Annotated in this window: 12 protein-coding genes and 1 tRNA gene; 10 read left to right on the top strand and 3 right to left on the bottom strand. The window is 56.7% G+C overall.

Translation table 11 applies throughout. The annotated features are described in order from the left end of the window. Positions 1-78 precede the first annotated feature (78 nt). The 3 genes from N7D90_RS02150 (at position 79) to N7D90_RS02140 (ending at position 4220) form a co-directional block, all read left to right on the top strand. The gene (locus N7D90_RS02150; protein ID WP_261740695.1) at positions 79-1353 is read left to right on the top strand and encodes a YeaH/YhbH family protein; all 1275 of its coding nucleotides are present in this window, start codon (positions 79-81) and stop codon (positions 1351-1353) included. Continuing rightward, the gene (locus tag N7D90_RS02145) at positions 1350-2912 is read left to right on the top strand and encodes a SpoVR family protein (protein WP_261740694.1); all 1563 of its coding nucleotides are present in this window, start codon (positions 1350-1352) and stop codon (positions 2910-2912) included. The genes N7D90_RS02150 and N7D90_RS02145 overlap by 4 nt, the downstream gene beginning before the upstream one ends. A gap of 63 nt (positions 2913-2975) precedes the next feature. Then, a complete protein-coding gene (locus N7D90_RS02140; RefSeq protein ID WP_261740693.1) occupies positions 2976-4220 on the top strand; it encodes a multifunctional CCA addition/repair protein in 1245 nt (414 codons plus the stop codon). A 125-nt stretch (positions 4221-4345) separates the two neighbouring features. Here the strand turns inward: N7D90_RS02140 and folK are convergent, their stop codons facing one another. Next, on the bottom strand, positions 4346-4873 hold the full coding sequence (gene folK / locus N7D90_RS02135) for a 2-amino-4-hydroxy-6-hydroxymethyldihydropteridine diphosphokinase (RefSeq protein WP_261740692.1): 528 nt from the start codon (positions 4871-4873) through the stop codon (positions 4346-4348). Then, complete coding sequence (gene folB / locus N7D90_RS02130) at positions 4864-5217, bottom strand: dihydroneopterin aldolase (protein ID WP_261740691.1); 354 nt, start codon at positions 5215-5217, stop codon at positions 4864-4866. The genes folK and folB overlap by 10 nt, the downstream gene beginning before the upstream one ends. A gap of 74 nt (positions 5218-5291) precedes the next feature. Here folB and plsY point away from each other — a divergent pair, with 74 nt between their 5' ends. Further along, positions 5292-5861, top strand: a complete 570-nt coding sequence (gene plsY / locus N7D90_RS02125; protein ID WP_261740690.1) for a glycerol-3-phosphate 1-O-acyltransferase PlsY — start codon at positions 5292-5294, stop codon at positions 5859-5861. Positions 5862-5905: 44 nt separating this feature from the next. On the opposite strand, the gene tsaD is transcribed toward plsY, so the two are convergent. Next, a complete protein-coding gene (gene tsaD / locus N7D90_RS02120; protein ID WP_261740689.1) occupies positions 5906-6931 on the bottom strand; it encodes a tRNA (adenosine(37)-N6)-threonylcarbamoyltransferase complex transferase subunit TsaD in 1026 nt (341 codons plus the stop codon). 198 nt (positions 6932-7129) lie between these two features. On the opposite strand from tsaD, the gene rpsU reads away from it, so the two are divergent. The 6 genes from rpsU (at position 7130) to N7D90_RS02090 (ending at position 15768) form a co-directional block, all read left to right on the top strand. Continuing rightward, entirely contained in the window at positions 7130-7345 is a 216-nt protein-coding gene (rpsU, locus tag N7D90_RS02115) for a 30S ribosomal protein S21 (protein WP_002551877.1), read from the top strand. Positions 7346-7816: 471 nt separating this feature from the next. Next, positions 7817-9772 (top strand): DNA primase, encoded by a 1956-nt coding sequence (gene dnaG / locus N7D90_RS02110; protein WP_261740688.1) that lies wholly within the window; start codon positions 7817-7819, stop codon positions 9770-9772. A 67-nt stretch (positions 9773-9839) separates the two neighbouring features. After that, entirely contained in the window at positions 9840-11687 is a 1848-nt protein-coding gene (gene rpoD, locus N7D90_RS02105; protein WP_261740687.1) for an RNA polymerase sigma factor RpoD, read from the top strand. Between the two features lie 116 nt (positions 11688-11803). Continuing rightward, on the top strand, positions 11804-15175 hold the full coding sequence (locus N7D90_RS02100; protein ID WP_261740686.1) for a bifunctional diguanylate cyclase/phosphodiesterase: 3372 nt from the start codon (positions 11804-11806) through the stop codon (positions 15173-15175). Positions 15176-15190: 15 nt separating this feature from the next. Next, positions 15191-15267: transfer RNA gene (locus N7D90_RS02095), tRNA-Ile, on the top strand. Positions 15268-15315: 48 nt separating this feature from the next. Then, positions 15316-15768, top strand: coding sequence for an Lrp/AsnC family transcriptional regulator (locus tag N7D90_RS02090; protein ID WP_261740685.1), 453 nt, complete (start codon positions 15316-15318; stop codon positions 15766-15768). Positions 15769-15784: the final 16 nt, after the last annotated feature.

Below are 15784 nucleotides of genomic sequence, written 5' to 3'. Positions count from 1 at the left end.
GCAGCTGCAAGAAGAGCCCGTGTGCGTGCTTTTTCTTGCAGCTTGCAGCTCACAACTTGAAGCTGCCCGGAGGGCTCCATGAGCTATGTGATCGACCGACGCCTCAATGGCAAAAACAAGAGCACGGTAAACCGTCAGCGTTTTCTGCGGCGCTACCGTGACCACATCAAGAAGGCCGTAGAAGAGGCCGTGGGCCGCCGTTCCATTACTGACATGGAGCATGGCGAGCAAATCAGCATCCCTGGCCGCGATATCGACGAGCCGGTGTTGCACCATGGGCGCGGTGGCAAACAGACAGTGGTTCACCCTGGCAACAAGGAATTCACCAGCGGTGAGCACATCCCCCGACCTCAAGGCGGAGCGGGAGGTGGTGGTGGTCCTGGCAAGGCGGGCAATTCCGGCGAAGGCATGGACGAGTTCGTATTCCAGATCACCCAGGAAGAGTTCCTCGAATTCATGTTCGAAGACCTCGAGTTGCCCAACCTGGTCAAACGCAACCTGACCGGTACCGACACTTACAAAACTGTACGCGCCGGTATCAGCAACGAAGGCAACCCGTCTCGCATCAATATCATCCGCACCTTGCGCTCAGCTCACGCGCGGCGCATTGCCTTGTCCGGCAGCAGCCGGGCAAAACTCAGGGAAGCCAAAGCCGAACTGGAACGGCTAAAACGCGATGAGCCAGACAATTTCGGCGATATTAAAGAAATCGAAGCAGAAATCGAGAAGCTCAGCGCGCGTATTCACCGCATACCATTTCTCGATACTTTTGACCTGAAGTACAACTTGCTGGTCAAGCAGCCCAATCCCAGCTCAAAAGCCGTCATGTTCTGCCTGATGGACGTTTCAGGCTCCATGACCCAAGCCACAAAAGACATCGCCAAACGCTTTTTCATCTTGCTGTACCTGTTCCTGAAACGGAACTACGACAAGATTGAAGTTGTGTTTATTCGCCATCACACCAGTGCGCGCGAGGTCGATGAGGAGGAGTTTTTCTACTCCAGAGAAACTGGCGGCACCATCGTCTCAAGCGCACTCAAGCTGATGCAGGAGATCATGGCCGAACGCTACCCTACCAACGAGTGGAATATTTACGCAGCGCAAGCTTCTGACGGGGATAACTGGAACGACGACTCACCCATTTGCCGCGACATACTGATCAACCAGATCATGCCATTCGTGCAGTACTACACTTATGTAGAGATAACCCCGCGCGAACATCAGGCCCTCTGGTACGAGTACGAACGTATCAGCGAGGTGTTTTCCGACACCTTCGCCCAACAGCAACTGGTCTCGGCCGGCGATATTTACCCGGTCTTCCGTGAACTCTTCCAGCGCAGGTTAGTGACATGACCGCCAAAGAGAATAAACGCCATCCCATCTCCACGGGCTCAGAGTGGACCTTTGAACTGATCCAGGCTTACGACCGTGAAATCGGCCGCCTGGCGGAACGCTATGCACTGGACACCTACCCCAACCAGATCGAAGTCATTACCGCCGAACAGATGATGGATGCCTACGCCTCTGTGGGCATGCCGCTGGGCTATCACCATTGGTCCTACGGCAAACACTTCTTGAGCACCGAGAAGTCCTACAGTCGCGGCCAGATGGGGCTGGCCTACGAAATCGTCATCAACTCTGACCCGTGCATTGCGTATCTGATGGAAGAAAACACCATTTGCATGCAAGCACTGGTGGTGGCCCATGCCTGCTATGGCCATAACAGCTTCTTCAAGGGCAATTACCTGTTCCGCACCTGGACCGACGCCAGCTCGATCATCGATTACCTGGTGTTTGCCAAGCAGTACATCATGCAATGCGAAGAGCGCCACGGCATCGACGCGGTCGAAGACTTGCTCGACTCTTGCCATGCCCTGATGAACTACGGCGTAGATCGTTACAAACGGCCCGATCCGATTTCAGCCGAAGAAGAACGCCGTCGGCAAAAGGAACGGGAAGAGCATCTGCAAAAACAGATTAATGATCTGTGGCGCACCATCCCTAAAAGCGCGGACAAATTCAGCGAAAAGGACAACGCGCGCTTCCCCGACGAGCCTCAGGAGAACATCCTCTACTTCATCGAAAAACACGCACCACTGCTGGAGCCCTGGCAGCGCGAAGTCGTGCGTATCGTGCGCAAGATAGCCCAGTACTTTTACCCACAACGGCAAACACAAGTGATGAACGAGGGGTGGGCAACTTTCTGGCACTACACCTTGATGAACGACCTCTACGACGAAGGCCTGGTGACCGAGGGCTTTATCATGGAATTCCTCATTTCACACACCAGTGTGGTGTTCCAGCCCGGCTTTGACAGCCCTTACTACAGCGGCATCAACCCCTACGCGCTGGGTTTTGCGATGTATTGCGATATCCGGCGCATGTGCGAGCACCCTACCGACGAGGATCGTTACTGGTTCCCGGACCTGGCTGGCAGCGACTGGCTATCGAGTATCAAATTCGCCATGAGCAGCTTCAAGGACGAGAGTTTTATCCTGCAATACCTGTCACCCAAAGTGATCCGCGACCTGAAGCTGTTCAGCATCATGGACGACGATCAAAAAGACGACTTGCTGGTGCCTGCCATTCACGACGAAAACGGCTACCGCATCATTCGTGAAACCCTGGCCGCGCAGTACAACCTGGGTAATCGTGAACCCAACATACAAATCTGGAGCATCGACCGGCGTGGCGACCGCTCACTGACCCTGCGCCATCAGCAACATGACCGTAAACCGCTAGGCGACTCAACCGACGAAGTCCTCAAGCACCTGCACCGTTTGTGGGGGTTCGACATCCATCTCGAGACACTGCAAGGCGACCAGATAATGAAAGTCCACCATGTGCCGCCAAAAGGCGATCACGGTGATTCTGACCGCGGGCGCCTGGATATGGGCGCCATCCACCTGTAACACACCCAAGCCTCCGTTCACGCGACACAAGGGTTATCCTGTCGCGCTAACGGAGGCTTTTTTATGCAGATCTATAAAGTTGGCGGCGCCGTACGTGATCGCCTGCTGGGCAAGCCCGTCACCGATATTGACTGGGTGGTGGTCGGCGCAACTGCCGAACAGATGCAGGCCTTGGGGTATCGCCCTGTAGGCTCGGATTTCCCGGTATTTCTACACCCCAAAACCGGCGACGAATATGCGCTGGCACGCACCGAGCGCAAAAGCGGTCATGGCTATGGCGGTTTTATCTTTCATGCCAGCCCCGATGTCACCCTCGAGGACGACCTGATTCGCCGCGACCTGACCATCAATGCGATGGCGGAGGACGATGCAGGCAATGTGACGGACCCGTACCACGGCCAACGCGATCTTGAAGCCCGAATTCTGCGCCACGTTTCCCCCGCATTCGCCGAAGATCCTCTCAGAGTTCTGCGGGTTGCCCGCTTTGCAGCGCGCTACGCCAGCCTCGGTTTCACAATCGCGCCCGAAACCCTGGAGTTGATGCGCCAACTATCCAGGTCTGGCGAACTGCAAGCCCTGACTGCGGAGCGCTGCTGGAAGGAAATATCCCGCGCCTTGATGGAGGATCAGCCACAGGTTTTTATTGAAGTGCTGCGCAGTTGCGACGCGCTTGAAGTGCTGCTGCCCGAGGTGAACGCTCTGTTTGGAGTGCCACAACCGCCGCTCCATCACCCGGAAATCGACAGCGGCGTACACACTCTGAGCGTGCTGGAACAGTCCGCGCTGCACAAGCAGCCGCTAACTGTTCGCTGGGCCTGCCTTCTGCACGATCTGGGCAAGGGGCTTACTCCGGAAAAAGACTGGCCAAGACACATTGCCCACGAGCACAAAGGGCTGCGTCTGATCAAAGTCGTCAATGATCGCTACAAGGTTCCGCGAGATTGCCAGGAGCTGGCATTGCTGGTGAGCGAATATCACACCCACGGTCATCGCGCCCTTGAACTCAAGGCTTCGACGCTACTGGAGTTACTGCAGCGCTTTGACGTGTACCGTAGACCACAGCGGTTCGAGGAATTTATCGTCGCGTGCGAGATGGACGCCAAAGGCCGCCTTGGACTGGAAAGCCGCCCATATCCGCAAGCCGACTACTTGCGCGGCGCGGCGAAGGCCGCCCAGGCAGTGGCGGTGCAACCATTGCTGGAGCAAGGCTACAAAGGTCCGGAACTGGGCGAAGCGCTGAAGCGCGAACGGCTCAAGGCACTGCAAGCCTACAAGGATGCGGAAAAGCCTGATACCGAGCTTGTGTAGCCTCTGCCGCAGGCTGCGATGCGCCGCAGGACCTTCAAGAAAGGGCCGCTGTGCTGCCCATCGCAGCCTGCGGCAGCGGCTACAGAGATACTTCAAACGTGGGAGCTTGACCTGGAACAGAGTATCTACAAAGGTAAAAGCAGCTCTACCGGCGTCAACTGCTCACCCCGCCACTCAAACGCGGCAGGCGCGAGCACTTGATCAATCTGCGCCTCTGCCCACATTTGAGAAAGGGTCTTACCCACACCTGGATGCACTTTGTCGGGCGCTATCAACGACAGCGGCCACAACACAAAAGCGTTCTTGAGAATCTCGGCACGGGGCAAGGTCAACCCGTCAAAATTTCCCACCAGATCGCCGTAGAACAACACGTCGATATCCAGAGGCAAGCCCTTGCGATCCTGAGCATAACGCCCGTTATCCGCCTCGATCAGCTTCAATCGTCGGCTTAAATCAATCAGCGACAAATCGGTTTTCGCCGACACGACCAGATTGAAAAAAGGCCCGCTTTTGATCCCCACCGGCTGACTTTCAAACACTGCCGAGCAACGCATATCCCGCAAAAAACCGGTCAATGCGTCCAGCCCCGCCAGCAAATGCTTTTCGCGCTCGACATTGCTGCCCAGCCCGAGATAAACCTGAGTTAGCGACATCCGCGCTCAATCTCCACGCCCACCCCAGTGGCCGCTGCAACGGCTCCGGGCTTGGTCAGTTTGAGGTGCAGCCAGGGAATATTGAACTCACTCATCAGCACTTGCGCCAGACGCTCTGCGAAAGTTTCGACCAGCTGGAATTGAGCCTGCTCGGCAAACGCCTGAATTCGCGACGAAACACTCGCATAATCCAGTGCCAGCGTCAGATCATCACCAGCCGCAGCCGGCCGGTTATCCCACGCGAAACTCAGATCCAGGCGCAGGCACTGACGGATGCCACGCTCCCAGTCATAGGCACCAATCACGGTGTCAACTTCCAGGCCTTCGATAAACACTCTGTCCAAGCACTCTTCTCCGCAGCACGACAAGGGCGCAATGCGCCGTTAGAATCAGGGCGTCCTCGCCCGGAATAGTTAGCATGTTTTGGTTACTGGCGATCCTCGCCTACCTGCTCGGCTCTCTGTCCTTTGCCATTTTGCTCAGCCGCCTGACGGGAAACCCCGATCCGCGAATGAGTGGCTCGGGCAATGCGGGTGCAACCAACATGTTGCGCCTGACCGGCAAAAAACTTGCCGCCCTGACCTTGCTCGGCGACCTGTGCAAGGGGTTTTTAACCGTCCTGCTGGCCGACCAACTCGATTTTTCGCTCCAGGATCAGGCCTGGGTTGGCGTCTGCGCCGTGGTAGGGCACATGTACCCCATCTACTTTCGCTTTCGGGGCGGCAAGGGTGTCGCCACGGCTGCCGGCATGCTGCTGGGGCTTTACCCTCCAGCAGCACTGCTGGCTGTCGCCGCGTGGCTACTGACCTTCCAGCTGACCCGCACCAGCTCTCTGGCGGCACTGATCGCCACACCCCTGACCCTGCCATTACTGGCCTGGCAAGAGCCCGCTGCCCTGCTGCCAATGAGCGCCTTGACCGCACTGATTGTCTGGCGCCACCGCGGCAATTTACGCGACCTGATGGCTGGGCGCGAACGGCATTTCTGAATCAACCGTATGAAAAATCTTCACGCTCGACCCAGCCCCTGCTTTCACAGGGGCTTCAATTGCTCCATTGGCCAGCGCGCCTGAACACTGATGGCCAAGCTTTCATGCTGGCCTGCCTGCAAACGCTGGCAACCGGCAAACGCAATCATCGCGCCATTGTCGGTACAAAACTCCGGTCGGGCGTAGTAAACATTGCCATTCATATCGCCCAGCATTTTTTCGAGCGATACGCGTAAAGCCTTATTCGCACTGACCCCGCCTGCAATCACCAGACGCTTCATGCCTGCATGCTTCAGCGCGCGCTTGCACTTGATGGTCAACGTCTCAACCACGGCCTGCTGGAACGCCAGCGAGATATCGCAACGGGTTTGCTCAGTATCGTCTCCGGCCGCCACACAACGCTGCCATGTGTTCAAGGCGAAGGTTTTAAGGCCGCTGAAGCTGAACTGCAGCCCCGGACGATCGGTCATGGGCTTGGGGAACACAAAACGCCCTGCAACCCCCTGAGCCGCCAACCGCGCAATCTCAGGGCCGCCAGGATAGTTGAGCCCCATCATCTTCGCGGTCTTGTCGAACGCTTCGCCCGCAGCATCATCGAGAGTCTCGCCCAACAACTCGTATTGACCGATACCATCGACGCGAACCAGCTGCGTATGACCACCCGACACCAACAAAGCGACGAACGGGAATTCTGGAGGCTGCTCCTCCAACATTGGGGCCAATAAATGGCCTTCCATGTGATGCACGCCAAGGGCCGGTATGCCCCAGGCGAATGCCAACGCCTGAGCGCAAGAAGCCCCAACCAACAGGGCTCCAACCAATCCCGGGCCCGCCGTGTAGGCAATCGCATCAATCTCCGTAGGCACACAGTCGGCCTCGGCCAGCACCTGACGAATCAAGGGCAGCATTCGCTTTACGTGATCCCGTGAAGCCAGCTCCGGAACCACACCGCCATAAGCACGGTGCAGGTCGATCTGACTGAACAGCGCATCGGCCAAAAGCCCGCGTTCACTGTCGTATAGCGCGACGCCGGTTTCGTCGCAGGAGGTTTCTAATCCCAGTACTAGCATGGGTTTACGCCTTGTAGAGGCTAAATTCGAAGGCGCGCATAATAGTCGCCACTCCCGCCCCCGGCCAGCGGTTTTCGATCAGAGGCTTTGCATTCCGGGCGATGAGGGGTTAACATCCGCAACCCTTAAAAACCGACGTCTTCCAACGCGATTTTGCCTTGAGACGTTGACCCCGGTAATGAATGAAGGTAGCTCTGGATGCCAGCCGTCAAAGTAAAAGAGAACGAACCCTTCGACGTAGCTCTGCGTCGTTTCAAGCGCTCCTGCGAAAAAGCCGGTGTTCTGGCTGAAGTTCGCAGCCGCGAATTTTACGAGAAGCCGACTTCCGAGCGTAAGCGCAAAGCAGCAGCTGCTGTTAAGCGTCACGCGAAGAAAGTTCAGCGCGAGCAGCGCCGCGCCGTTCGTCTGTACTAATACACAGACGTTCGTTGCACGCTTCTGCCAAGCCCGGCCTAAAGCCGGGCCGTAGGCAGTTGTTGCAAGTTACATGCTTTATCGTCAAGGCCGCAGATGCGACCGCGACAAGCGTTACATCACGTCAGACCTGGCCTAATAGCCAGCGGTGCACGTCTTTACTGACGAGCCTTCCAAGGCTACCGACGAGCACACCCCTCTGATTTTCCTTAAAGACGATCAGCCCAAGGCACCTCTCCAGTGCCTGCTTATGAGCTATCCGAGACCAACCATTGGTCAGCGCCGGACTCAGAGCGTGACACTTATCGATCCCATCGACTCTGATTAAAATGAGTTGAGCAGGTTTCGACAGATACACTTCCCCGAAATAATTGAGCAGACGTCCCACGATCGAGCAGAGCTTTCGCCTGCACGCACGATGACCAAGCCCTTTAGACGGACCCAATTCTGCGCAGTGATGACGAGAACGCCATGGCCGGGTTAATCCCCCAGAGCTTTATTGACGACCTTCTGAACCGTACCGATATCGTCGATGTCGTTAGCTCGCGCGTGCAAATGAAGAAAGCCGGCAAGAACTACACTGCCTGCTGCCCCTTCCATAAAGAAAAAACTCCGTCTTTCAGCGTCAGCCCCGACAAGCAGTTCTATTACTGCTTTGGTTGCGGCGCAGGCGGTAACGCCCTCGGCTTCATCATGGACCACGACAACCTGGACTTCCCCCAGGCTGTCGAAGAACTGGCCAAAGCCGCCGGCATGGAAATCCCTCGAGAAGAAAGCGGTCGCCCACATAAACCACGGCAACCGACCGACTCTCCGCTGTACCCACTTCTGACTGCGGCAGCCGACTTTTACCGCCAGGCCTTAAAAAGCCATCCGGCACGCAAAGCAGCCGTGGAATACCTGAAGGGCCGCGGCCTGACCGGCGAGATCGCCCGCGATTTCGGCCTGGGTTTCGCACCGCCAGGCTGGGACAACCTGTACAAGCACTTGAGCAGCGACACCCTTCAGCAAAAAGCCATGATCGATGCTGGCCTGCTGGTGGAAAACGCCGAGACCGGCAAACGCTACGACCGCTTTCGCGATCGCGTGATGTTTCCGATCCGCGACAGTCGCGGCCGCATCATCGCCTTTGGTGGTCGAGTGCTGGGTGACGACAAGCCCAAATACCTGAACTCCCCGGAAACTCCGGTCTTTCATAAAGGCCAGGAGCTGTACGGGCTGTTCGAAGCGCGCAAATTCAATCGTAGCCTCGACGAAATCATCGTGGTCGAGGGCTATATGGACGTTATCGCCCTGGCCCAGCAAGGCTTGCGCAATGCCGTCGCAACACTGGGCACCGCCACCAGCGAAGAGCACATGAAACGCCTGTTTCGCGTGGTGCCCAGTGTCTTGTTCTGCTTTGACGGCGACCAGGCAGGCCGCAATGCCGCCTGGCGCGCACTCGAAGCCACATTGCCCTGCCTGCAGGATGGACGGCGCGCGCGCTTCCTGTTTTTGCCTGAAGGCGAAGATCCAGACACCCTGGTGCGCTCAGAAGGCACCGACGCCTTCAAGGCCCGCATCAACCAGCACGCACAACCGCTGGCCGATTACTTCTTCCAGCAACTGACCGAAGAAGCCGACCCGCGTTCACTTGAAGGCAAGGCCCATATGGCCACGCTGGCCGCACCGCTGATCGACAAAGTTCCGGGCGCCAACCTGCGCACCCTGATGCGTCAGCGCCTGAGCGAAATCACCGGCCTTACCAGCGAAACAGTCAGCCAGCTGGCGCAAAGCGCGCCCGCCAAGGCCCAGGCACAACCCGCGTACGACCCAGGCATTGATTACGATGCGATGCCCGACTACAGCGACTTCCAGCAACCGGACATGTACATCCCCCAACAGGAATGGACCCCGAAAAAGCCTGGCGCTGGCGGCAAAAAGTGGGAAAACAAACCCTGGGACAAAAAAGGCAAGCGTGGCGGCGAACGCGAGCAGGCCTGGATCCCCGTGGGCGTTGAACCGCCTACACTGACAGCTCTGCGGACTTTGCTGCACCACCCACAACTGGCCAAGAAAGTTGAAGATGCCGGGCACTTTGCAGCTGAAGACCAGACTAATAATCAGCTATTGATTGCTCTGGTAGAGGCCGTACAGAAAAATCCTAAGCTAAGCTCTATACAGCTACTGTCCCGCTGGCACGGCACCGAACAGGGCCGTTTACTGCAAAGACTGCTGGAAAAGGAATGGCTAATTGATGCTGACAACCTTGAACAACAATTTTTTGACACCATAACTAGCCTGTCAGCTCGTCAACGCGAGCGAAATCTAGAGCAACTTCTTCGAAAAGCACGTCAAGGCGAGCTAAGTACCGAGGAAAAAAATCAGTTACGCGACCTTTTAAGTCGCAATAATCCTGCATCGAACCCGACCTCAACTGGCGCGTGAGGTCATAGCTAAGGTATAATCCTCGGCTTGTTTTTTGCCCGCCAAGACCTTCAGTGGATAGGGTGTTATGTCCGGAAAAGCGCAACAGCAGTCTCGTATCAAAGAGTTGATCACCCTCGGCCGTGAGCAGAAGTATCTGACTTACGCAGAGGTCAACGACCACCTGCCCGAAGATATTTCAGATCCGGAGCAAGTGGAAGACATCATCCGCATGATTAATGACATGGGGATCCCCGTACACGAGAGTGCTCCGGATGCGGACGCCCTTATGTTGGCCGATGCCGACACCGACGAAGCAGCGGCTGAAGAAGCGGCTGCAGCGTTGGCGGCAGTAGAGACCGACATTGGTCGTACTACCGACCCAGTGCGCATGTATATGCGTGAAATGGGCACGGTAGAACTGCTGACACGTGAAGGCGAAATCGAAATCGCCAAGCGTATCGAAGAAGGCATCCGTGAAGTGATGGGCGCAATTGCGCACTTCCCTGGCACGGTTGACCATATTCTCTCCGAGTACACTCGCGTCACCACCGAAGGTGGTCGCCTGTCCGACGTTCTGAGCGGTTATATCGACCCGGACGACGGTATTGCACCACCCGCAGCCGAAGTGCCGCCTCCTGTCGATCCCAAGGTGAAAGCCGAAGGTGATGACGAAGAGGACGATAAGGAAGAAGCTGCCGAGGAAGAGGAAGAGGTCGAAAGCGGCCCCGATCCGATCATCGCGGCTCAGCGTTTTGGCGCTGTTTCCGATCAGATGGAACTCGCTCGCAAGGCACTGAAAAAGCACGGTCGTGGCAGCAAGCAGGCAATTGCCGAGCTGGTTGCACTGGCTGAGCTGTTCATGCCGATCAAACTGGTCCCGAAGCAATTCGAAGGCCTGGTTGAGCGTGTTCGCAGCGCCTTGGAGCGTCTGCGTGCACAAGAGCGCGCCATCATGCAGCTGTGTGTACGTGATGCACGCATGCCGCGTACCGATTTCCTGCGCCTGTTCCCGGGCAACGAAGTCGACGAAAGCTGGAGCGATGCGCTGGCCAAAGGCAAAAGCAAATACGCTGAAGCCATTGGTCGCCTGCAACCGGACATCATCCGTTGCCAGCAAAAGCTGTCTGCTCTGGAAGCCGAGACCGGCTTGAAGATTGCCGAGATCAAGGACATCAACCGTCGCATGTCGATCGGTGAGGCCAAGGCCCGCCGCGCGAAGAAAGAGATGGTTGAAGCCAACTTGCGTCTGGTGATCTCCATCGCCAAGAAGTACACCAACCGTGGCTTGCAGTTCCTCGATCTGATCCAGGAAGGCAACATCGGCTTGATGAAAGCGGTAGACAAGTTTGAATACCGCCGCGGCTACAAATTCTCGACTTATGCCACCTGGTGGATCCGTCAGGCGATCACTCGCTCGATCGCCGACCAGGCCCGCACCATCCGTATTCCGGTGCACATGATCGAGACGATCAACAAGCTCAACCGTATTTCCCGCCAGATGTTGCAGGAAATGGGTCGCGAACCGACCCCGGAAGAGCTGGGCGAACGCATGGAAATGCCTGAGGATAAAATCCGCAAGGTATTGAAGATCGCTAAAGAGCCGATCTCCATGGAAACCCCGATCGGTGATGACGAAGACTCCCATCTGGGTGACTTCATCGAAGACTCGACCATGCAGTCGCCAATCGATGTTGCTACCGTTGAGAGCCTTAAAGAAGCGACACGCGACGTACTCGGCGGCCTCACGGCACGTGAAGCCAAAGTACTGCGCATGCGTTTCGGTATCGACATGAATACCGACCACACCCTTGAGGAGGTTGGTAAGCAGTTCGACGTTACCCGTGAGCGTATTCGTCAGATCGAAGCCAAGGCGCTGCGCAAGCTGCGCCACCCGACGAGAAGCGAGCATTTGCGCTCCTTCCTCGACGAGTGATAACAAAACCCCCGGCCCTGCCGGGGGTTTTGCTTTATAGCTAAAAAACCTCCTGCCCCCACCCCCGCAATTGCCCGACTACACTGCATGCATCCAAGCGCACTGAAGGGACGCGCATGTCACGCTTGCTGCCCATCCTGCTTCTGTCGCTTGTCGCCTGGACCTCCGGCACCTGTGCCCTGACGTTCACCGATGAAGAACAGCAGTGGCTTAAAAATCATCCTGAACTGCTCCTCGGCATCGATACCACGTGGCCGCCATTCGAGTTCCTTAACCATGAGGGTGTCTATACCGGCTTGGCTGCCGACTATGTGCGCCTGATTAAAAACCGGCTGGGGGTCACCACCAAACCGGTTAAAGCCTCGAACTGGGGTGAAGTATTAGAGCAGGCTAAAGAAGGGCGCATCGACTGGCTGCCCGGCGTCATGTCGACCCCTGAGCGCCAGAAACGCCTTGCGTTTACCCGCTCGTACCTGGACTTCCCCATCGTCATCCTGGCCCACAAGGGAGGCGCTGCCCCGAAAGACCTTGAAGAGCTATATGGCCTCAGAGTAGGCGTAGTCGAGAACTACGCCCCCCACGAACTGCTGCGCACTCAACACCCTGACCTGAACATCGTCGCACTGCCCAACGTCAGCTCGGCGCTTCAAGCATTGGCCACCGACCAAGTGGACGCCATGGTCGGCGATCTGGCTTCAAGCGTCTGGAGTTTGCGTCAGCTCAAGCTCGATGGCCTCTACGTCAGCGGGGAAACGCCTTATCGCTTTCAATTGGCCATGGCCGTTCCGAAAAGTCAGACGGTCTTGCTTGGACTGCTCGACAAAGTACTGGCCGACATAAGCCCAAGTGAAGCCGAAAGCCTTCAGCAGCACTGGACCGGCGACACCACTGACTATCGAGCACTGTGGCGACCCTTGCTGCTGTATGTCCTTCCCGGCGCGCTACTATTGCTCATCGTTCTGCTCGTGGTCATCCGCATCAACCGCCGCCTGAGCTCCGAAATCTCACGGCGGACGGCGCTCGAACAGGAACTGCGCAGCAGCGAATATCACTACAGGGGCATGATAGAAAGTCTTTCAGCTATCGCATGGGAAGCGCCTCTGGATGGCGATACCTACACCTACGTCTCGCCCCAGGCCGAAGCCTTGCTCGGCTACCCGATCGCAGACTGGGTAAGCCCTGGGTTCTGGAACAAGATTTTGCACCCCGACGACCTGGCCCGCACCAAGGCCTGTCGCGCCAGGGAAATCAGTGCAGGCCACGACCACAGCATTGACTATCGCGTGATTACCGCTGACGGCAACATCCTGTGGCTACGCGACATTGCCAGCATCACAACCCACCATCAACAGGCCCTACTGCGCGGCCTGATGATCAACATCAGCGAGACCAAACAGATCGAAGAGGCCTTGCGCCTCTCCGAGGAAAAATTTGCCAAGGCATTTCATGCATCCCCTGATGGCCTGGTATTGAGTCGACAAAGCGATGGCCTGCTGATCGAGATAAATGAAGGGTTTTGCCACCTCAGCGGCTATGACAGTGCCAGTGCCCTGCTTCACTCGACACTGGAGCTGCAACTGTGGGCCGATCTGCAACAACGCCTCGAACTGCTGACACGTTTGGAGAAAGATGGCTTTGTGCGTGATTTCAAATGCAATATTCGCCACAAGGACGGACGAATTCGGCTCTGTGAAATATCCAGTTGCCCACTGATGATCGGAACCGAAAACTGCATACTGACCATCGCCCGCGATATCACCGAACGCCACCAGATGCAGGAAAAACTGCTGCAAACGGCCACCGTATTTGACAGCACGGCAGAAGGCATCGTTTTTACCGACCCCCAACAAAAAATCACCGCAGTGAACCGGGCTTTCACCGAAATCACCGGTTACAGCGAGAGTGAAGTCCTGGGTCGCACCCCGCGCATCCTGGCTTCCGGCCAACACGACAGCGCATTCTTTACTGCCATGTGGTACCAGCTCTCGACCGGTGGCAACTGGCAGGGGGAGATCAGCAACAAACGCAAAAATGGCGAAATCTACCCCAACTGGATGACCATTAGCGCGGTGCGCGACAGCGATAATCTGGTCACCCACTTTGTCGCCGTTTTCTCTGATATATCCACCCTCAAACACGCCCAGGCACGCCTTGATCACCAGGTACACCATGATCCACTGACCAACCTGCCCAACCGTTTACTGTTCGAAAACAGGCTGCGCCAGGTGCTCGCCAATCAGCGTCGTAATGGCCAATACAGCGCCGTATTGTTTCTGGACCTTGATCGCTTCAAAAACATCAATGACAGCCTCGGCCACCCGGTAGGCGATCTTTTATTAAAATGCATCGCCATCCGCCTGAAAGAACAACTTCGCGACATAGATACGGTTGCCCGCTTGGGCGGCGATGAATTCATCATCCTGCTGCCAGGCCTCAAACAGCCGGACGATGCACAGATGGTTGCCGAGAAATTGCTGGCCAGTTTTAACGCGCCCTTCCTCGCAGGCGAACACGAGCTATTTATCAGCGCCAGCATCGGCACCAGCGTCTACCCGGATGATGGCAGCGACGTGGCTACACTCGTCAAAAATGCCGATATCGCGATGTACCACTCCAAACTCAAAGGGCGTAACCGTGTAGAACGCTACAGCCACGATCTGAACTCCCAAGCCAGTGCACGGATTTTGCTGGGGCAAGAACTGCGCCGCTCCCTTGAACGCGGCCAGGTGTCACTGCGATATCAGCCAAAAATCCGTCTGCGCGACCACACTCTGGCCGGTGCTGAAGCACTGTTGTACTGGAACCACCCACTACTCGGTGAAATCTCGCACGAGCGCTTGATTCATCTGGCCGAAGAAAACGGAATGATCATACAAATTGGGGACTGGATGCTCGAGCGTGCATGCCAGCAACTGCATTCATGGAATCAGCTGTACAAACCCTTTGGACCGATTTCAGTCAACCTCGCCAGCGCTCAACTGTACCAACCGGGGCTAATGGAGCACATCCGGCAACTGCTAGAAACCTGCGAGCTCAAACCCGACAGCCTGAAGCTGAAGATCACCGAAACCTTCATCACCGGTCAGACAGAACAAGCTTTTGAAGCCCTGCATCGACTCGAGCAGCTGGGCGTAAAACTGTCCATCGACAACTTCGGCACCGGAAACTCGTCCCTCAGCTACCTCAAGCGTTTGCCGCTGGACACGTTGAAAATCGACCCATCATTTGTACACGGCCTCCCCGACGACACCCATGATGCCGCGATCGTACACGCCATCATTGCACTGGGGCACAGCATGCACTTCACCATCATTGCCGACGGTGTTGAAACCCGGGAGCAACAAGCATTCCTGACGCAGGCAGGCTGCGAACTGATCCAGGGTGACCTCGTCAGCCCCCCGTTACTTCCCGAAAAATTCGCAGCGACCTTCCTTCGCAGCTCTATTTCAGATTTTTCGGATAGCACTACCGAGAAACCGTCGCTATAATCCGCGACCTACTGAGGGCCTATAGCTCAGTTGGTTAGAGCAGGGGACTCATAATCCCTTGGTCGTAGGTTCGAGTCCTACTGGGCCCACCATACTCAAAGCCGCGCACTGCGCGGCTTTCGTGTTTCTGGAGCCTCCTCGTGCCTGACACCCGCCCTCCCGCACTGGACGAAATCGACCGTCAACTGATCGCGTCCTTGCAGCTCAATGCCCGTGAAAGCGTGGCGATGCTGGCACGCCAGTTGGGGATTGCGCGCACCACCGTGACGTCACGGCTGGCGCGGCTGGAGAAAACCGGGGTAATTACTGGCTACGGGGTTCGCTTGGGGCAGCGCCTGATTGATGGCGGTTTGCAGGCCTATGTCGGGATTACCGTGCAGCCACGCTCCGGCAAAGAGGTGGTACGGCGCTTGAGCGCAATGGCCCAGGTGCAGCAACTGTGCGCGGTCAGTGGCGAATTCGATTACGTGGCCTGGCTGCGTAGTGACTCTCCCGAGCAACTGGATCAATTGCTCGATCAGATCGGTAGCGTCGAAGGCGTCGAGAAAACCACCACTTCAATCATCCTCAGCAGCAAAGTAGATCGTGGATAAGTCATTTTGAGCGCTA

The sequence above is a fragment of the Pseudomonas fragi genome (genome assembly GCF_025426255.1).
GTDB lineage: Bacteria > Pseudomonadota > Gammaproteobacteria > Pseudomonadales > Pseudomonadaceae > Aquipseudomonas > Aquipseudomonas kulmbachensis.
Note: the sequence above shows the minus strand (reverse complement) of the source record. Positions and strands in the feature narration are given on the sequence as shown.